Source organism: Rhodococcus koreensis (assembly GCF_900105905.1).
GTDB lineage: Bacteria > Actinomycetota > Actinomycetes > Mycobacteriales > Mycobacteriaceae > Rhodococcus_F > Rhodococcus_F koreensis.
The window spans coordinates 7458175-7475186 of record NZ_FNSV01000005.1 but is presented as its reverse complement, the minus strand read 5'-3'; the positions used below and the strand labels follow the sequence as shown (position 1 = coordinate 7475186).

Below are 17012 nucleotides of genomic sequence, written 5' to 3'. Positions count from 1 at the left end.
TCACAATGCGAAAAAGGTTCACCCTGAGTTTTTCCCTACCGGAACGCGGGAAATGCGGTTCCGGCGCCCGCACCGATCCGCGCCGCGACGCCCCGCATCAGCGGCACGATCTCCCGCACGAGATCGTCGGTGAGTCGCCGACGGAGCGCCTGGACTCCGAGCGCGCCGCGGGGCCGTCCGTCGGCGTCGAGAACGGGAACCGCGACGGCGAGCACGTCCCGGTTCTCGGCGGAGAAGGCTGCGGCGTACCCCCGCCGCCGGACCCGTTCGAGGTCCGAGGGCACCGGCACCGAACTGCCTCGCCGGGCGGACGCCGTGCCGAACGCCAGAATCGCCATGCCCATCGCGCTGGTCTGCAGTGGCTGACGCGCCCCGGGCAGCTGATGCGTGCAGAACCGTTCGGGTGGGCGCGCGGAGAAGACGGTGACCGCGACATCGTCCTTCGCGACGCCGAGGCTGGCGGTCAGTTTCACCCGCGCGGCGAGCGAATACAGGTGCGGCGCGAACGCTTCGGCGTCGTGCCGCCCCAGCGACGGCACGGCGAGGGAGATCAGGCTCGGCCCCACCCGATAGCAGTCGGTGTGCTCGTCGCGTTCGAGCAATCCGCCGCGGACGAGGGCCTGCACGATGCGGTACGCGGTGCTGACGGCCAATCCGGTGCGGGCGGCGAGCGCGCTGACCGTCAGGTCGGTGGCTCCGCCCTCGAAGCAGGCGAGGACCGCGATCGCCCGCTCGACCGCCTGCGACCCCGACCGCGGTGAATTCACCAGGCCTCCTTACCGTCTGGACGCAGTCAGGCCGACCGCGCGGCTCCGTACTTGGGAAGCGGCACCGCGAAGCGGTCGCGCAGGGTCTTCTCCGCGTATTCGTGGCGGAACAGTCCCCGCTTGCGGAGCAGGGGCACCACTTCGTCGACGAAGGTGTCGAGGCCGGACGGGAACGCGTCGGGCATGAGGTTGAATCCGTCGGCCGCCTCGGCGCGGAACCACGCCTCGATGGTGTCGGCCACCTGTTCCGGGGTGCCGATGACGGCTCGGTGGCCGCCGCCGCCGTTCAGCTCGCGCAGGAGCTGGGCGACGGTCAGGTTCCGCTCACGCGCCAGCCCGACCACCGATTCGCGGAATCCGAGGGAACCCGAGAACGTCGCCGGGTCGGGCGGCCCGTCCAGCAGCGACTGCGGGATCGGCTGGTCGAGGTCGAGTTCCGCGAGCGGGACACCGAGCGTCAGACCCAGCCGGTCCCAGCCGAACCGGGCGGGGACGTGTTCGCGGAGCTGCTCGTGTCGAGCGATCGCCTCCGCTTCCGTCGAGCCGATGACGGTGATCAGCCCGGGCAGGATCTTTACGTCGTCCGGGTTGCGGCCTTCCGCCCGCGCCACGTCCTTGACGTGCTTGTAGTGCCTGCGCGCGGAGTCGAGCGTCAGTTCCGCGGAGAATACGCCGTGAGCGGTGCGTCCGGCGAGCTCGCGCCCGGCGGGTGATCCACCCGCCTGCACGAGCGGCGGCTGCCCCTGCTCCGACGCCGGAGCCCGCAGCACGCCGTCGACGTCGAAGAACTCGCTGTGGTGCGACACCGGGACACCGCTGCGAGCGCTCTCCCACAGCGCGGTGACCACACCGACGAACGCCTCGGCACGGCGGTAGCGGTAGTCGCGGTCCGGGATCTGGTCGAAGCCGAAATTGGCTGCCGCCGTCGGTGAATACGTGGTGACCACGTTCCACCCCACCCGGCCACCGCTGAGGTAGTCGAGGGAGAGGAAGCGTTCGGCGAGATCGCGCGGGTCGTTGAACGTGGTGGAGGCGGTCCCGATCAGCCCCAGATTCTCGGTGGCTGTCGCGACGGCCGCCAGGATCACCGACGGTTCCAGCGCCCGGGTCGGCTTGACCCGGGGGTTCTCCCAGAAGCCGGGACCGTCGGCGAGGAAGAACGCGTCGAGGGTGCCGCGCTCAGCGATCCGCGCGACCCTGGTGAAGTGGTCGAGATCGACGAACGAGTGAGCGTGCACGTCGTCGAGCGTCCACGCCCCGGGGGCGATGCCCACGTCGAGCACGTTCACGTTGAGCACCAGTTGGCGTCGGGAGCTACTCACGGCTTTGCCTTCCGAATCAGAAGAATCCGGTGTCGGGGAGCGGTGTCTCGTTGACCACGAGGTCGCCGATCACCCGCGCCTTGTACACCGTCGGGTTGTGGGAGAACAGGGTTCGCAGGTTCCGCCAGTGCCGGTCCAGGTGCGCGGACTCCTGGGTGGCCGAGGCACCGCCCACCTCGAACAACCGGGTGGCGGCCCGGAGCGCGACGTCCTCGATGGACACCTTCACCTTGGCGGCCAGGACCGCGGCGTCCTGCTCGAGCCGGGCGTCGACGCCGGACGTGCGGGCGGCGTCCGCGGCCACATCCTGGGCTGCGGCGGCCGCGCGGACCACCGACTCCGCCGCGAACGCCGCCGCCGACAGCGTTCCGACGACCTCGAGCAACTGCGGGTCGTGCCGTGGTTCCTCGGCGGCGGCGAACACGAAACTGCGCTTGCGGCCGCGGATCAGCGCGGCCGACTCGGTCGTGACGGTGCGGAGGATGCCCGCCGCGATCGCGTGCAGGTACAGCTGAGGAAGCGCCTGACGCGGCCGGGTCTCCTCGTCGCCACCCCGGAACGGAAGGGTCTCGGACTCGGCGACGGCGACGTTCTCGAACACCGTCGTCCCGCTGCCGGTGTGACGCTGGCCGATTCCGTCCCAGTCGTCCTCGTGGACGATCCCCGCGCGGTCGGCGGGCACGATGGCGCTGAGTGCCTTTCCATCCGGGACGTTGGCGGAGACCCGGATGAAATCGGAGTACAGCGAGCCGGTGCTGTAGAACTTCACCCCGTCGAGGCGGTACCCGCCGGACTGCGGAGTCAGCGTGGATTCGAAACTGTAGGAGCCGACGGCGCGGGTGCTCAGTTCCGAGGACGCGCCGCCGAACAGCTTGCCCGACAGTACCTCCGGCAACCATCCGTCCTTGCGCTCGGTGCGCGGGACCCGCAGCAGTTCCTCGACGAAGGCGTAGTGGACGCGGATGATGTGCGGAACGTCGGGATCGGCCTCGGCGAGGTCGATCACCAGGTCGAACAGATCCTGCAGGGTGTACCCGCCGCCGCCCTGCTCGCGGGGCACGCGCACGGCCCCGAGGCGGTGCTCGCGGATCAACTCGACGGCCCGGTGCGGTCCTTCGGTCCCGCCACCGGCACGCCGCCGCGCGGCGTCGTCGGCGATCTCGGCGATCACGGCCGCCAGTTCGGCGGAGCCGCGTGCGGGCGGACGCACCGCCTCCCGTGCGGGGGCCTCGGATACCGCTGTCATGGTCAATCTCCTGTCCTCGGTGAAATGGTCAGCTGACCGGGAACGCGCTGCGGCCGCCGGACAGCACGGTCTCCGCCGTCTGCAGACCCAATCGGTCACGCAGGGTGGGCCGCGGGTCGTGGAGAAACGGTTCGCGCCGAACCGCGTCGAGCAGGGCGGGCAGATCGGTCGCGGTGAACCCTCGGACGATCACGCCGTCGGCTTCCGTCGCAGGCGGGATGCTGCCTGGTGTCCACTGCAGGTCGATGAGCAGCGCCTGGTCCCGGGCGGCGTCCGGGTCGAAGTGCGCCCGGTACCGGCGCACCGAGTCCTCGTCCGGAAGGATCACCGCGTCGGCGGTGCGCCGCGCCGCGACCTGTTCGACCTCGGTCGCGGGGCGCCAGAAGACGGGCGGCTTGCGTTGCGGCGGTTCGGGAACATTGAGTGGGCCGGAGACGGAGAAGATCCCCGAGTGATCGATGTGGACGATCCGTTCGGAGTCCGCGAAGATGCCGCGCTCGGCGTCGTCGACGATGCTGTCGCCGGGCCAGCTCTCCCACAACTTCCGGACGACCGACACGGCATCGACGGCCGCGTTCACCGGGCCCGACCCGATCAGCCAGCCGGCCCTGCCGTGGGATCCGTGGTCGAGGGAACCGAGCCGGCGCGCGAGATTGAACGGGTGATCGCGGACGACGGCGCCGGCCACCACCAGTCCCACCGTGCTCGTGTGCCGGGCCAGGACGGTGGCGGCCACCGTCGCATCGATCCTCGGCTCCACCTCGTTCTTGTGGTCACCACCGAGAACGAGGAAGTCGATTCCCGACTCGTCGATGCCGCGCCCGAACTCTTCTCGCCGCGCCTGCTGCCTCGGGTCGAGCACGTGCGTGACGACGGCGGCATCGAGGTGCAGCCCGACGACAGAATGTCGGCTCATGACGGTTCCCCTCTCCGCGATTGCCTTTTACCTTCCCAGAGCGTCGCGCCCGGGACGAGCATTGCGCTCAGTCTGATTGCGAGTCGTGAGCAATCGAAACATTCTGCTCCACAGCGGTACTCACCTGCGCTCGGTCCAGGTGTCGCATAGCGGTGTTCCGCTCACGCTGCGGGGAAGGCTGTACGACCCCACCGTCGCCGCCGTAACGTCGCCCGTGTGGTCACCGTCTGGATCATCGCGGGTGCGTTCCTCCTGTTCCGTGGGGTTCCGGGCGTCGCCGCGCTGTGGCGGTCCCGGTCGTGGACCGGGTCCGAATGCTCGGTCGTCGACGTACGACCCGCGGTCACCTACGCGTACCGGGTCGGGGGCGACGAGTTCACCGGCCGGCGAGAGACATTCGATCCCGGTCCGGGCCTTGGCACCGCCGCGTCCGATGCCGGCAGGAACGAATTCGTTGCCGGACAGGTCCTCTGGCTGTGGTACGACCCGCAGGATCCGCGGTCCAGCGTCCTCCGGCGCAGTGCGTCCGTATCGATGTTGCTGGTCGCCCTGGGGCTGACGTCCCTCGCCCTCGCGACATCCACCCTCTTCTCAGGAGATGCCCCTTGACATCACGACAGCAGACCCTCGAACCGACACCGGGAGACCTCGGATGAGTGTGATCCAGCGGAGCAGGACCTTCTACGGACTCGCGCTCGGTGAGCACCTGCTCGTCGACGCCATCCGCCGCGGCCGGGTCGACGAACTCGCCGCGTTCGTCGACCGAACCGGGGCGGACTTCGTCCTCGTCGGTGTCGAACGGGTGTCGCGGACCGCTCCCCGCCCCACCGCGGCCCTGTCCCCCAGCGTGTCCGCCGCGGCGCTGATCGCCGCCACCACCGACGTCGGTGTGTTCGTCACCGCCGTCCCCCACCTCGACCACCCGTACAACCTGGCTCGCCGCCTGGCCTCGCTGGACCACACCAGCCGCGGCCGCGTCGGCTGGCTCACCGGGGTGGAGGACCGGTCGGCGCCGGGCAACCTGACCTCGGCGGGGGTGTGGATCGAGGCCGGGCCGAGCCCTGCGGTGACGACGGACGCGATCCACGCCTCCCGCACATTGTGGGAGAGCTGGCCGGCCGACACGATCCGTGGACGCCCCGGCGACGTGCGCTTCGCCGATTCCGACCGCATCGTCTACGCCGACCACCAGGGGGTCTTCGACATCGCCGGCCCCCTCAACGTCCCGACACCGCCGCAGCAGAAGATTCCCGTCGCATGGTGGGCGGAGGAGGGCGACGACATCGTCTCCGCCGCCGAGGTTTCCGATATCGTCGTGCTGTCCGGCGGCGACGTCGACCGGCACGGCACGGCCGTGCGTGAGCGCGCCCTGCTGTTCGTCGTCGACGATCCCGACGCCACCGGCGTGGACGGTCACATCGCGACTGTCACCGACCTCGACGCCGGCTTCTCCGCATGGGCGCGGCCGCCTCGGCCCCGCGGGTACCGGCAGCGGTCGCTCCGGGCGACGCTGCGGCTACCCGATCCGGCGGCTGCCCCGGCCCACCGCCGTCCGGTGTATCCCGGGTAGCGAGCGCACCTTCTGATCAAGTCGATTCTTACACATGACTTTCCGTTTACCCACGCCTATCGTTTCGGGAGCCCACTGGCCCACCCACAGGCCAGGACTCCCTCCCGGCGGCCGACCCGCGGTGCCGTCATCCGATACAGGTGGTGCAGCATGATCGAAGTCCGTTCCGTCACGAAACGATTCGGGAAGAGAGCCCGTTCCGTCGAGGTGCTCCACGACATCGACTTCACCGTCGGCACCGGCCAGATCGCCGCGGTGATCGGCCAGAGCGGGGCGGGCAAGACCACGCTGTCGCGCATCATCAGCCTGCTCGAGCGTCCGTCCGAGGGTCGCATCCTCCTCGACGGGACGGACGTCTCCGGGCTGTCCGAGCGGCGATTGCGGGAGCAGCGCCGCGCGATCGGCACGATCTTCCAGGCGTCGAGCCTCCTCGCCCGCCGGACCGCCGCCGAGAACGTGGCGCTGCCGCTGGAATTCGCCGGCATCGGCCGCACCGGGCGACGGGCACGGGTGGCGGAGCTGCTCGAGCGGGTGGGACTGTCCGACAAGGCCGACCTCTACCCCCGGCAACTGTCGGGCGGGCAGCGGCAACGCGTGGGGATCGCCCGCTCGCTGGCACTGGCGCCCAAGGTCCTGGTGTCCGACGAGGCGACGTCCGGACTGGACCCCGCCACCACCCGATCCATCCTCGCGTTGCTACGCGAACTGCGCGACGACCTCGGGCTGACGATCGTGCTGATCACCCACGAGATGGACGTCGTCCGCCAGGTCGCCGACGTGGTCACCGTCCTCGACGCGGGACGGGTCGTGGAATCGGGACCGGTGATCGACCTCCTGCGCGACCCCCGTTCCGAACTCGGCGTCGGGCTGCTCCCCGACCGTTCCCACATCACCGCGGAGGACCGGGACGTGCTGTGGCACGTCACCTACGGCTCCGACACCGTCCCCACCAACTGGATCGAGCGTCTCGGCACGGCGACCGGCCGGTCGATCGGGGTGCTCTCCGGGACCGTGGAGTCGGTCGGCGGACGCCCGGCGGGCCGGGTCACCATCTCGGTCGCCGGTGACCATCCGTCGGTCGGGGAGCTTCTGTCCTCGTGGGGCCTGCACGGGACACGGGTCGACGACAGCGCGTCCGCCCCGGCCACCGAGGAGGCGGCCGCATGAGCGCCGACAGCGTCGTCCTGGCCATCTCGACCCCCGTCGAGGAACTTCCCGAATTGTTCCTGCCCGCCCTGCAACAGACCGTGCAGATGGTCGGGATCACGGTGATCCTGGCGATCCTGCTGGGCACTCCGCTGGCGGTCATCCTGCACAACACCGCTCCCCGCGGGCTGTTTCCCAACCCGGCGGTCAACGCGGTCGCCGGTTGGGTGGTCAATCTCGGACGATCGCTGCCATTCCTGGTGCTGATGGCCGCCATCATCCCGTTCACCCGCTTCGTCGTCGGCACGTCGCTCGGGGTGCAGGCGGCGGCCGTACCGATGACGCTGGCCGCAACCCCGTACGTCGCGCGCCTGATCGAGAACTCGCTGCGCGACGTTCCGCCCGAAGTGGTGGAAGTGGGACGCGCGTCGGCCGGCTCGAACTTCCAGATCATCCGCAAAGTGCAACTCCACGAAGCGGTCCCGACCATCATCGGCGCCCTGACGATCGCGTTGATCGGCATCCTCGACATGTCGGCGATCGCAGGCGCCGTGGGAGCCGGCGGCATCGGCAACCTCGCCATCGCCTACGGCTACAACCGATTCGACAACACCGTGATGATCACGACGGTCATCGCGCTCGTGGTGCTGGTCCAGGTCATCCAACTCGTCGGCGACCTGGCAGCCCGCCTCACCAACCGACGCTGAGCCTTTCACTCCCACCCAGATCAGAGGACTACACCCATGACGACTCGACCCCGCTCGGTGACGCGCGCCCGCGCTGTCGCGGCAGGCGGACTGACGGCCACACTGCTACTCCTCCTGACCGCGTGCGGCGCGGGAGGTGGCAACGACCGCACCGAGGGCGACGGTCCGCAGACCACGTTCAAGATCGGGTACACCGCCGGATCGATCCTCGACGAGAAGCTCGCCAAGGAGGTCGCGAAACTCGCACCCGACCACGGCATCACCGTCGAACCGGTGCAGATCGAGGATTCGAAGCTCAAGAACCTCGCGGTCTCCCAGGGCGACATCGACGCCAACCACAGCCAGCATCAGGAGTGGATGCGGGTGCAGAATGAGGACGGCAACCTCGGACTATATGCGGCCGGCGACTGGTACGTCCTGAAGTTCTCGGGCTATTCCGAGAAGTTCGACAAGCTCGAGGATCTCCCCAAGGGCGCCAAGGTCGCCATCCCCGACGACCCGTCGAACCAGGCGCAGGCCCTGCAGACCCTGCAGGACCTCGGCCAGTTGACGCTGAAGGACGGAGTCGACCCGTCCCGCGTGACGATCCGCGACGTCAAGGACAACCCGAAGTCGTTCGAATTCACCGAGGCCGCGCTGGCGCAGTTGCCGCGCACGCTCCCCGACGTCGACCTGGCGCTGGGCTGGCGTTCCAACTTCGATCTCGCCGACGTCCCGGACGACAAGATCGTCTTCAACGCCCCCGCCTACGAGCTGTATTGGATCGAGGTCGTCATCAACGAGAAGAACAAGGACAACCCCGACTTTGCGCCGCTGCTCGACACGTACCACGATCCGCGGATCGGTCAGCTGATCGACAGCGACCCGTTCTTCTCCCGGGTGGCGCAGAGCATCGAGTCGGCGCGGGCCACCGACCGGAGCCAGACGAACGTCGACGGCGCCGCCGCGAAGCCCGCCGGCTGAGGCCCGCGCAACGAGAGGTCATCCTCAACGTCAACGTGCTGGACGTGGGTTTCCACCCGTCCGCGTGGCGGGCCCCCGATCTGCACCCGACGTCGTTCATCGACCCCGACTACTACGCCGAGGTCGCGAAGATCGCGGAGCGCGGCACCCTGGACGCGCTGTTCCTCGCGGACGGTCCCGCGCTCCGCGAGGATCCCGCCGTCAAACCGACCCGGGCGCTCGAACCCACCACCGTTCTCGGGGTGGTGGCGAGCGCGACGGAGCACCTCGGGCTGATCGGCACGGCGTCGACGACGTTCAACGACCCGTTCGACCTGGCGGACCGGTTCCTGTCCCTCGACGTCGTGTCCGGCGGGCGGGTGGCGTGGAATGTGGTGACCACGTTCCACGCCGGGACGGCCCACAACTTCGGTCTCTCCCGGATCCCCGACCGCGAGGCGCGGTACCACCGCGCCTCCGAGTTCGTGGACGTCGTCACGGCGCTGTGGGAATCGGCGGCCACCCGGGTGCCGGTGCACCACGACGGGGAGTTCTTCCACGTGCACGGTGTGCTGCCCGTGCCGCCGTCGCCGCAGGGCCGCCCGCTGCTAGTGCAGGCCGGTGGTTCCCCGCAGGGCCGCACGCTGGCCGGACGCAGCGCCGACGCGGTGTTCTCGGCGGAGCTCACACTCGACGCCGGTCGGCAGCACTACCGGCAGGTGAAGGACGTCGCGCGCGCGGCCGGTCGCGACCCCGGGTCCGTGAAGATCCTGCCCGGCCTCGTCACGGTGGTAGGCAGCACCGAGGCCGAGGCGATCGCCCGGTACGAGGATTGGGAGTCCAAGGCCGCCGACGGCTTCTCCGCCGAGCGGCTCGGCGGGATGCTCGGCGTCGACCTCAGCTCACTCGACCCGGACCGGCCGATCCCGGAGGACCTGCTGCTGGCGCCGGTCGACCCGTCGTTCTCCGGTTCCCTCGGGTTCCGTGAAGCCGTCGTGCGACTGGCACTGGAGAGCCGGTACTCGGTGTCCGAACTTCTGCGCAAGGCAGGCGGCTTCGGCCACCGGCTCGTCGTCGGCTCCCCCGAACAGATCGCCGACACCATCGAGGAGTGGTTCGTGGCGGGCGCGGCGGACGGATTCAACCTGATGCCGGACGGATTCCCCTCCGGCCTCACCGATTTCGTCGACCACGTCGTACCGGTACTCCGCGAGAAGGGGATCTTCCGGCACGAGTACGCCGAATCGACACTCCGCGAACGCTTCGAGGGCGCTCCGCTCCCCGTGCGTGGTTGACGAGTGCAGGGACTCGTTAACCACGCACGGGCGGCGGAGCCGCCTACGCGGGTGTCCGGACCACGGTGAGGGCGGACTGCCGGCGGAGGGTGAAACCCAGGCTCTCGTACAGCCGGATCGCCGTCGTGTTCGACTGCGCGGCGTGCAGGAACGGCGTCTCCCCGCGTGCGTGGATACCGGCTCCGACGGCGCGGACGAGCCGGGCACCGAATCCGCGGCCCCGGAAACGCTCGTCGGTGCAGACCGCGCTGATCTCGGTCCAGCCGGGCGGATGCAGCCGCTCTCCCGCCATGGCGACGAGTTCGCCGTCGACCCGAAACCCGAGGTAGGTCCCCATCTCGATGGTTCGCGGAAGGTACGGTCCGGGCCGGGTGCGGCCGATCAGATCGAGGATCTCCGGAACATTGTCCGCGCCGAGGACCTCGGCGTCCGGGTCCGGTGCGACGTCCAGCGCGGTGCCGTCCATCTGCACCAGGCCGAAGGAGTCCAGAACCTCCCAGCCCGGCGGCGGCGTGTGCCCGAATCCGCGGAGCGCGGCCGTCGCCGACGGGCCGAGCAGTGCGGCCAGGTCCGCCCAGTCCTCGTCCACCAGGGTGTCCGGGTGGCCGACGTGCGGCGCGACGTCCGGGTGATACCGCGCCACCCGGCCCGACCACCGGGCGAAATGCGCGTGCTCGCCGCGCAGGGATTCGCGAATCGCGTCATCCGGAGGATGGACGTCCGTCTCGGCCGGGGCCGTCAATTCCGTGGTCATCGCACTCGGTTACGACGCGACGGTGCGGAGCCAGCGGAACCGGCTGCGGTGGAACACGATCGGTTCGATCTCCGACTGCACCCGCAGCTCGTTGATCCGCAGGACCACGATCGCGTGATCGCCCGCGGGCACCTGCTGGGTGACGGTCGTGTCGAGCCACACCGACGCGCCGTCGATGAACAACGCACCGCCGTCGGTGGTCTCGGTGTCGAGGCCGGCGAACCGGTCACCGGTCTTCGCGGCGAGGACCCGGGCGGCCGCGTCGTGCGCCTCACCGAGCACACTGATCCCGACGTGCTCGAGGTCCGCGAGCTTCGGCCACGTCGTGGACGTGTTCTGCACGCAGAACGCGACGAGCGGCGGCTCCAGCGACACCGGCACGAACGTGCTCGCTGCCATCCCGACCCGTTCACCGTCGACTTCGGCGCAGACGGCGACGACACCGCTCGGGAAATGTCCGAACGCCTCCCGGAGCGAAGTCTTGTCCAATGTGCCGTCTGCCTGCGTCATGAGAGTTCCGTCCGGGTCCGGGCCGCCGCGGTGAGGATCGAACCCCACCGCTCGGCGTAGTCGGCGATGCGCGTGTCGGTCGTGTAGGCGGTGTCGATGAGGTAGAGGCCCGGCGCGGGGGCTGTCGCGCCCAATTCCACGAGCACCGGCTTGAGCAGCAGGTCCGGCGCCATGGCGTGTGCCGGGCCGGCCCCGAGCATCAGCGGCACCACCACGACGTCCTTCAGGCCGTCGCCGGTCGCGAACTGGTCGAGGAACAGTTTCAGCACGCCCGTGTACGACGCCTTGAACGTCGGGCTGGCGAACACCACGAGATCCGACGAGGCCACGGTCTCCACGGCCGCCGCGACCTTCTCGTCGCCCCACCCGAGCAGTCCCGGACCGAGCTCGATCACGTCGACCGTGGAATCCACGGCGGCGCCTGTCACCGCGGCCGCGACCAGACCGGCCGCGTCCAGCGTCCGTGAACCGGGCTTGGGATTGCCGGCCACTACCGTTACCTTCATTGCCTCATCACCTCTCGCATGCCTACCCCGCCACCCTAGAGCACTCAGTGGTTCCGGTCGAATACTGCAGGGCAGGAACGGAAGTCGAGGCACGTTCCTTCGAATCACGGCGATCGAAACCATTCCGCACCGCGCGCGGACGGGCTACGTTGTCAGCGGCCACACTCCGTGGTCAGCAGATCGATCGTGGGGATTTTTCGTGAAGTTCAGCCGTTCTCTCGCCCTTGCCGCCGTTCCTCTCCTGGCGGTACTGACAGCGTGCTCCGGTGGATCCGGCGGCGCCGACGGCGACACGGTTCGGATCGGAACCACCGAGGCCAGCGACCTTTCGTGGGAGATCTTCGAGGAGAAGGCGAAGGACGCGGGTATCACGCTCGACGTCGTGAACTTCTCCGACTACTCGCAGCCGAACATCGCCCTGTCGCAGGGGCAGATCGACGCCAACCTCTTCCAGCACCTGCAGTTCCTCGGCGAGTACAACACCGGCGCCGACGACGACCTCACCCCGATCGGCGCCACCCAGATCGTGCCGCTCGGCCTGTACTCGCAGAAGCACCCGAGCGTGGCCGACATTCCGCAGGGCGGGGAGATCGCCATCCCCAACGACCCCAGCAACCAGGCTCGTGCGCTGTTCGTGTTGAAGGGCGCCGGCCTGCTCACCCTGACCGGCGACAACCCGTCCCCCACGCCCGCCGACATCGACGCGGGTAAGTCCAAGGTGAAGGTGACGCCGGTCGACGCCGCGCAGACGGCGCTGTCGCTCGCGTCCGTGGACGGTGCGATCGTCAACAACACCTTCCTCGAGCGTTCGGGCATCGATCCCGAATCGGCCCTCTACAAGGACGACCCGTCGAGCCCCGCCGCCGAGCCGTACATCAATACGTTCGTCACCCGCGCCGAGGACAAGGACAACGCGACGTACCTCGAACTCGTGAAGATCTGGCACAACCCCGAGATCCAGGCCGCCGTGCGCGAGGAGTCGAAGGGAACGTCGGTCGAGGTGGAACGCGACGGCGCGCAGCTGCAGCAGATCCTGTCGCGGGTCGAAGAGGGAATTCGTTCGGCCAAGTAGATGACACCGATCGTCCGATTCGAATCCGTCACCAAAACCTTCCAAGCCGGAAAGAAGACACTCACCGCCGTCGACGCCGTCGATCTCACCATCGAACGAGGTGAGATCTTCGGGGTCATCGGCTACTCGGGGGCCGGGAAGAGCACGCTGGTCCGGCTGATCAACGGCCTGGAACGCCCCACCGGTGGGCGCGTCGTCGTCGACGACGTCGACATCACCGCGCTGCCGGAATCGAAACTCCGGCACGTGCGCGCGAAGATCGGCATGATCTTCCAGCAGTTCAACCTGTTCCGCTCCCGCACCGTCGCCGGGAATGTCGGATACCCCCTCGTCGTGGCGGGCTGGCCACGGCAGAAGCGCCGCGAACGCGTCGCCGAACTGCTCGCGTTCGTCGGCCTGTCCGACAAGGCGCGGGCCTACCCCGACCAGCTGTCCGGCGGGCAGAAGCAGCGGGTCGGGATCGCCCGCGCGCTGGCGACGTCGCCGGACCTGCTGCTCGCCGACGAGTCCACCAGCGCCCTGGACCCGGAGACCACGCAGGACGTACTCCGCCTGCTCCGCAAGGTGAACCGGGAACTCGGGGTCACGATCGTGGTGATCACGCACGAGATGGACGTCGTCCGGGCCGTCGCGGATCGTGTCGCCGTGCTGGCGGAGGGTCGCGTCGTGGAACTCGGCACCGTGTTCGACGTCTTCTCCGAACCACAGGCGCCGGCGTCGAAGAGCTTCGTGAGCACGATCCTGCGCAACCGCCCGGAACCGGCCGACCTGGAGCGGCTGCGCGCGCGTTTCGGTGGCCGGATCGTCACCGCCGACGTGCGGGACGGCAGCCGGATCGGCGACGTTCTCTCCGACGCGGGTGGGCACGGTGTCCGGTTCGAGATCGTCTACGGCGGCATCACCACCCTGCAGGACCGCTCGTTCGGCAGTCTGACGCTCGAACTCGTCGGTCCGGACGACGGTGTCGACGACGTCATCCGCCGGTTGCGGACCGTCACCGACGTCGAGGAAGTACAGGCATGACCACGAACTGGGACAAACTGCGCCCCGTACTGTTCGAATCCATCGGCACCACCATCTACATGGTGGTGATCACACTGGTGGTCGGCGGGCTGATCGGGCTCGCGGTGGGGACGCTGCTGTACGCCACGCGGAAGGGCGGGATCCTCCAGAACACGGCCGCCTACACGGTCCTGAACATCCTCGTGAACATCGTGCGGCCGATTCCGTTCATCATCCTGCTCGCCGCACTGGGGCCCGTCACCCTCGCAGTGGTGGGCCGGACCATCGGCACCGAGGCCGCGATCTTCGTGATGATCATCGCGTCGTCGTTCGCCATCGCGCGCATCGTGGAACAGAATCTGGTGACCGTCGACCCCGGTGTGATCGAGGCTGCCCGCGCGATGGGTGCCGGTCCCCTGCGGATCATCGTCACCCTGCTGATCCCGGAAGCCCTGGGCCCGTTGATCCTCGGATACACGTTCGTCCTCATCGGCATCGTCGACATGTCCGCGATGGCCGGCACCATCGGCGGCGGCGGGCTCGGCAACTTCGCCATCGTTTACGGCTACCAGCGCTTCAACTGGCAGGTGACCCTCGTCGCCACCCTCGTCATCATCCTGCTCGTGCAGGCCTCCCAGTTCTTCGGCAACTGGCTGGCGCGAAAGGCATTGCGCCGCTAGCGCCCGTGAGTACTTGTTAACCGCCCGCGGTTAACAAGTACTCACGGGAGGCGGAGCCTCAACTCCCGGCGACGCTCGCGGGTCACGGCGCCACCACTCAAGGTGGGCGCCGATCCGACGAGGAGCGCGGTGTAGGGGTGCTGCGGATCGGAGATCACCTGATGGGTGGGTCCGTCCTCGACGATGTTGCCGCGGTACAGCACGACGATCCGGTCGACCAGCGCGGCGACGGCCCCCAGGTCGTGCGAGATGAACAGCTGAGCGAGTTGCCTCGAATGCCCGAGTTCGGTGAGCAGTTTCAGGATCTGGATGCGGTTGACCGAGTCGAGGGCGCTCACCGGTTCGTCGAGCAGCAGCAGCGCCGGATCCAGGACGAGGGCCCGCGCGATCGCGATCCGCTGACGCTGCCCGCCCGACAGTTCGGCGGGAATCCGCGCCGCGATGCCGGCGTCGAGCCCGACACTGCTCAGCACCGCTGCCACCCGCGACCGCACGACGTCACGGTCCAGCCCGCCCCGCACGATCAGACCCTCGGCGATCGACTCGCCCACCGGGATGTCCGGGTCGAGGCTCAGCAGCGGATCCTGGAACACGTACTGGACGGTCCCCGTGCGCCGGTGCGCCCGGCGTTGCGCCGCGGGCAGGTCGTCGACGCGCTGCCCGCGGATCTCGACCGACCCGGCCGTCGGGGTGATCAGACCGAGAATCGTGCGGGCCAGTGTCGTTTTCCCGGAGCCGCTTTCACCGATGAGTCCCACCTTCTCGCCGGCATCGATGGTGAGGTCGACGCCGTGCAGGATCTGCTTGCGGGCGCCACGGAGCCCACGCTCCACCCGGACGTCGGTCATGCGCAGCAACGGTTCAGACACGAGCCGCCTCCTTCCCGATGAACGACTCGAGCCCGTATTCCCGATGGTTGTCGACGAGTTGGCGGGTGTACTCGTGCCGGGGCGCGGTGAGCAGGTCGTCCGCCCGCCCGGACTCGACGACGGCACCGTCCCGCATCACGATCACGCTGTCGCAGACCTGAGCGACCACGGCGAGGTCGTGCGAGACGAGGACGAGGGCGAGGCCCAGTTCCTCACGCAGGTCCTCGAGCAGGTCGAGGACCTCGGCCTGGACGGTGACGTCCAGGGCGGTGGTCGCCTCGTCCGCGATGAGGAGTTCCGGTTCCGCGGACACCGCGATCGCGATGAGCACCCGCTGGAGCATCCCCCCGGACAGTTCGTGCGGGTACTGGCGGTACACGGTGTCCGCGTCGGTCAGCCCCATCTTCCGGAACAGTTCGAGGCCGCGCCGCTTGGCGTCGGCGCGGGACAGTCCGAGCGTGGACCGGAGCGCCTCGGCGAGTTGTTCACCGACGCGGATGGACGGGTTCAGGTAGGACGCCGGGTCCTGGAACACGGCGGCGATGCGGGTGCCGCGCAGGGGTCGCCACTGTTTGCGCCCGAGGTCGGTGAGTTCGATGCCGTCGAAGTCGATCGAGCCTGCGGTGACGTCGATTCCGCCGGGCAGGATTCCGAGGATGGCGCGGCAGGTCAGCGATTTGCCGCTTCCCGATTCGCCGACGATCCCGAGTGCTTCGCCGGGCGCGAGGGAGAAGTCGACGCCGCGGACCAGTTCGGTTCCGTCGTCGAGGGCGATACGCAGATCGCTGACGGTGAGCACCGGCCTGCGGGGGCGTGTGGTGTCCGGTGCCGAAGTGGCATCGAGTGTGTCAGTGGACATCCGAGGTGACCTCCTGTTTCCTGGGGGCGCGTCGTGCGGGGCGGCCGGTTGCATCGCGCAGTGCGTCGGCGATGGCATTGAGCGCCCACACGGTCGCCACGATCAGCAGCGCGGGGACGACGGGACCGAACGGAACCTGGTAGAGGTACTGCAGTCCGCTGGCGAGGAGTCCGCCCCAGGTGGGGTCGGGCGGGACGACGCCGATCCCGAGGAAGGTCAGCGAAGACACGATGACGAGGCTGGCCCCGGTCATGGCGGCGAATGTCACCCCTACCGCGGGCAGCACCTTGCGCACCGCGTGGCGGCGGATGATCCAGGACGTGTCGGCGCCCATCAGTTCGGCGGCCTCGACGTACTGGGAGTTGGCCACGGTCAGCGCCGCGGCGCGAGTGACCCGGTAGAACGCGGGCGCGATGAGGATGCCGACCGCGAACATCGCCTGCGCCAGCCCGTTTCCGAGCAGCGCGGTCATTGCGACGGCGAACACGAGGAACGGCAGCGTGATCAGCGCATCCATCAGCCGGAGCGTGAACCATTCCACGCTGCGCCCCAGATACACCGACAGGAAGCCCGGGATCACTCCGAGGAGGAATCCGACGACGACGCATTGCAGAGCCGACAGCACCGACACGGTCGAACCCGCAAGCAGCCGGCTGAACACGTCCCGCCCGACGTTGTCCGTTCCGAGCCAGTGAGTTCCGCTCGGGCCCTGCAGGATTGCCGACGTGTCCTGTTCGAGCGGGTCGAACGGCGCGAGAACGGGCCCGAAGAGCGCGAGGGCCACGATCAGGCCGAGGACGATCACCGCGGCTCGGGCGGAGTGATAGCGCAGAATTGCTGTGAGCATGG

The 17012-nt window shown here is 69.0% G+C and carries 19 protein-coding genes; 9 read left to right on the top strand and 10 right to left on the bottom strand.

Annotation, left to right across the window (positions count from 1 at the left end):
• Window positions 1-35: 35 nt before the first annotated feature.
• The 4 genes from BLV94_RS38585 to BLV94_RS38570 are packed head-to-tail and all read right to left on the bottom strand — an operon-like array spanning window position 36 to window position 4251.
• Entirely contained in the window at window positions 36-767 is a 732-nt protein-coding gene (locus tag BLV94_RS38585) for an IclR family transcriptional regulator (RefSeq protein ID WP_072944141.1), read from the bottom strand.
• 26 nt (window positions 768-793) lie between these two features.
• A complete protein-coding gene (locus BLV94_RS38580) occupies window positions 794-2089 on the bottom strand; it encodes an LLM class flavin-dependent oxidoreductase (RefSeq protein WP_072944139.1) in 1296 nt (431 codons plus the stop codon).
• A gap of 16 nt (window positions 2090-2105) precedes the next feature.
• Window positions 2106-3335 carry an acyl-CoA dehydrogenase family protein gene (locus BLV94_RS38575; RefSeq protein WP_072944137.1) on the bottom strand — a complete coding sequence of 410 codons (1230 nt, stop codon included), beginning with the start codon at window positions 3333-3335 and terminating at the stop codon, window positions 2106-2108.
• Window positions 3336-3363: 28 nt separating this feature from the next.
• Complete coding sequence (locus tag BLV94_RS38570; protein ID WP_072944135.1) at window positions 3364-4251, bottom strand: LLM class flavin-dependent oxidoreductase; 888 nt, start codon at window positions 4249-4251, stop codon at window positions 3364-3366.
• A 216-nt stretch (window positions 4252-4467) separates the two neighbouring features.
• Here BLV94_RS38570 and BLV94_RS38565 point away from each other — a divergent pair, with 216 nt between their 5' ends.
• The 6 genes from BLV94_RS38565 to BLV94_RS38540 all read left to right on the top strand — a co-directional run bounded on the left by BLV94_RS38565 (window position 4468) and on the right by BLV94_RS38540 (window position 9911).
• Window positions 4468-4860: a DUF3592 domain-containing protein gene (locus BLV94_RS38565; RefSeq protein ID WP_072944133.1), complete on the top strand. Its 393-nt coding sequence runs from the start codon at window positions 4468-4470 to the stop codon at window positions 4858-4860.
• 43 nt (window positions 4861-4903) lie between these two features.
• The gene (locus BLV94_RS38560) at window positions 4904-5821 is read left to right on the top strand and encodes an LLM class flavin-dependent oxidoreductase (protein WP_072944132.1); all 918 of its coding nucleotides are present in this window, start codon (window positions 4904-4906) and stop codon (window positions 5819-5821) included.
• Between the two features lie 150 nt (window positions 5822-5971).
• A complete protein-coding gene (locus BLV94_RS38555; RefSeq protein ID WP_072944130.1) occupies window positions 5972-6988 on the top strand; it encodes a methionine ABC transporter ATP-binding protein in 1017 nt (338 codons plus the stop codon).
• The gene (locus tag BLV94_RS38550) at window positions 6985-7674 is read left to right on the top strand and encodes a methionine ABC transporter permease (protein WP_072944128.1); all 690 of its coding nucleotides are present in this window, start codon (window positions 6985-6987) and stop codon (window positions 7672-7674) included. The genes BLV94_RS38555 and BLV94_RS38550 overlap by 4 nt, the downstream gene beginning before the upstream one ends.
• 36 nt (window positions 7675-7710) lie before the next feature.
• Complete coding sequence (locus BLV94_RS38545; protein ID WP_072944126.1) at window positions 7711-8637, top strand: MetQ/NlpA family ABC transporter substrate-binding protein; 927 nt, start codon at window positions 7711-7713, stop codon at window positions 8635-8637.
• Window positions 8638-8672: 35 nt separating this feature from the next.
• Window positions 8673-9911: an NtaA/DmoA family FMN-dependent monooxygenase gene (locus tag BLV94_RS38540; RefSeq protein ID WP_072944124.1), complete on the top strand. Its 1239-nt coding sequence runs from the start codon at window positions 8673-8675 to the stop codon at window positions 9909-9911.
• 43 nt (window positions 9912-9954) lie between these two features.
• On the opposite strand, the gene BLV94_RS38535 is transcribed toward BLV94_RS38540, so the two are convergent.
• From BLV94_RS38535 to BLV94_RS38525, 3 genes are read right to left on the bottom strand one after another with little or no spacing between them, the layout of a single operon-like run.
• Complete coding sequence (locus BLV94_RS38535; RefSeq protein ID WP_072944122.1) at window positions 9955-10665, bottom strand: GNAT family N-acetyltransferase; 711 nt, start codon at window positions 10663-10665, stop codon at window positions 9955-9957.
• Between the two features lie 9 nt (window positions 10666-10674).
• Entirely contained in the window at window positions 10675-11175 is a 501-nt protein-coding gene (locus BLV94_RS38530; RefSeq protein ID WP_072944120.1) for a flavin reductase family protein, read from the bottom strand.
• On the bottom strand, window positions 11172-11681 hold the full coding sequence (locus tag BLV94_RS38525) for an NADPH-dependent FMN reductase (RefSeq protein ID WP_072944117.1): 510 nt from the start codon (window positions 11679-11681) through the stop codon (window positions 11172-11174). Before BLV94_RS38525 ends, BLV94_RS38530 begins: the two co-directional genes overlap by 4 nt.
• Before the next feature lie 199 nt (window positions 11682-11880).
• Between BLV94_RS38525 and BLV94_RS38520 the strand changes: the two genes are divergently transcribed.
• The 3 genes from BLV94_RS38520 to BLV94_RS38510 are packed head-to-tail and all read left to right on the top strand — an operon-like array spanning window position 11881 to window position 14435.
• On the top strand, window positions 11881-12753 hold the full coding sequence (locus BLV94_RS38520; protein WP_072944115.1) for a MetQ/NlpA family ABC transporter substrate-binding protein: 873 nt from the start codon (window positions 11881-11883) through the stop codon (window positions 12751-12753).
• Window positions 12754-13776, top strand: a complete 1023-nt coding sequence (locus tag BLV94_RS38515) for a methionine ABC transporter ATP-binding protein (RefSeq protein ID WP_072944113.1) — start codon at window positions 12754-12756, stop codon at window positions 13774-13776.
• The gene (locus BLV94_RS38510) at window positions 13773-14435 is read left to right on the top strand and encodes a methionine ABC transporter permease (protein WP_072944111.1); all 663 of its coding nucleotides are present in this window, start codon (window positions 13773-13775) and stop codon (window positions 14433-14435) included. The genes BLV94_RS38515 and BLV94_RS38510 overlap by 4 nt, the downstream gene beginning before the upstream one ends.
• A 41-nt stretch (window positions 14436-14476) precedes the next feature.
• On the opposite strand, the gene BLV94_RS38505 is transcribed toward BLV94_RS38510, so the two are convergent.
• From BLV94_RS38505 to BLV94_RS38495, 3 genes are read right to left on the bottom strand one after another with little or no spacing between them, the layout of a single operon-like run.
• A complete protein-coding gene (locus BLV94_RS38505; RefSeq protein ID WP_072944110.1) occupies window positions 14477-15304 on the bottom strand; it encodes an ABC transporter ATP-binding protein in 828 nt (275 codons plus the stop codon).
• Entirely contained in the window at window positions 15297-16163 is an 867-nt protein-coding gene (locus BLV94_RS38500) for an ABC transporter ATP-binding protein (protein ID WP_072944108.1), read from the bottom strand. The genes BLV94_RS38505 and BLV94_RS38500 overlap by 8 nt, the downstream gene beginning before the upstream one ends.
• Window positions 16153-17010, bottom strand: a complete 858-nt coding sequence (locus BLV94_RS38495; RefSeq protein ID WP_072944107.1) for an ABC transporter permease — start codon at window positions 17008-17010, stop codon at window positions 16153-16155. The genes BLV94_RS38500 and BLV94_RS38495 overlap by 11 nt, the downstream gene beginning before the upstream one ends.
• Between the last annotated feature and the right edge of the window lie 2 nt (window positions 17011-17012).

Bases quoted from the DNA above. Each gene is read 5' to 3' on its own strand.
- BLV94_RS38570 (WP_072944135.1), bottom strand. From the start codon at position 4,251: ATGAGCCGACATTCTGTCGTCGGGCTGCACCTCGATGCCGCCGTCGTC.
- BLV94_RS38535 (WP_072944122.1), bottom strand. From the start codon at position 10,665: ATGACCACGGAATTGACGGCCCCGGCCGAGACGGACGTCCATCCTCCG.
- BLV94_RS38555 (WP_072944130.1), top strand. From the start codon at position 5,972: ATGATCGAAGTCCGTTCCGTCACGAAACGATTCGGGAAGAGAGCCCGT.
- BLV94_RS38500 (WP_072944108.1), bottom strand. From the start codon at position 16,163: ATGTCCACTGACACACTCGATGCCACTTCGGCACCGGACACCACACGC.
- BLV94_RS38525 (WP_072944117.1), bottom strand. From the start codon at position 11,681: ATGAAGGTAACGGTAGTGGCCGGCAATCCCAAGCCCGGTTCACGGACG.
- BLV94_RS38545 (WP_072944126.1), top strand. From the start codon at position 7,711: ATGACGACTCGACCCCGCTCGGTGACGCGCGCCCGCGCTGTCGCGGCA.
- BLV94_RS38575 (WP_072944137.1), bottom strand. From the start codon at position 3,335: ATGACAGCGGTATCCGAGGCCCCCGCACGGGAGGCGGTGCGTCCGCCC.
- BLV94_RS38495 (WP_072944107.1), bottom strand. From the start codon at position 17,010: ATGCTCACAGCAATTCTGCGCTATCACTCCGCCCGAGCCGCGGTGATC.
- BLV94_RS38530 (WP_072944120.1), bottom strand. From the start codon at position 11,175: ATGACGCAGGCAGACGGCACATTGGACAAGACTTCGCTCCGGGAGGCG.
- BLV94_RS38515 (WP_072944113.1), top strand. From the start codon at position 12,754: ATGACACCGATCGTCCGATTCGAATCCGTCACCAAAACCTTCCAAGCC.
- BLV94_RS38560 (WP_072944132.1), top strand. From the start codon at position 4,904: ATGAGTGTGATCCAGCGGAGCAGGACCTTCTACGGACTCGCGCTCGGT.
- BLV94_RS38550 (WP_072944128.1), top strand. From the start codon at position 6,985: ATGAGCGCCGACAGCGTCGTCCTGGCCATCTCGACCCCCGTCGAGGAA.
- BLV94_RS38510 (WP_072944111.1), top strand. From the start codon at position 13,773: ATGACCACGAACTGGGACAAACTGCGCCCCGTACTGTTCGAATCCATC.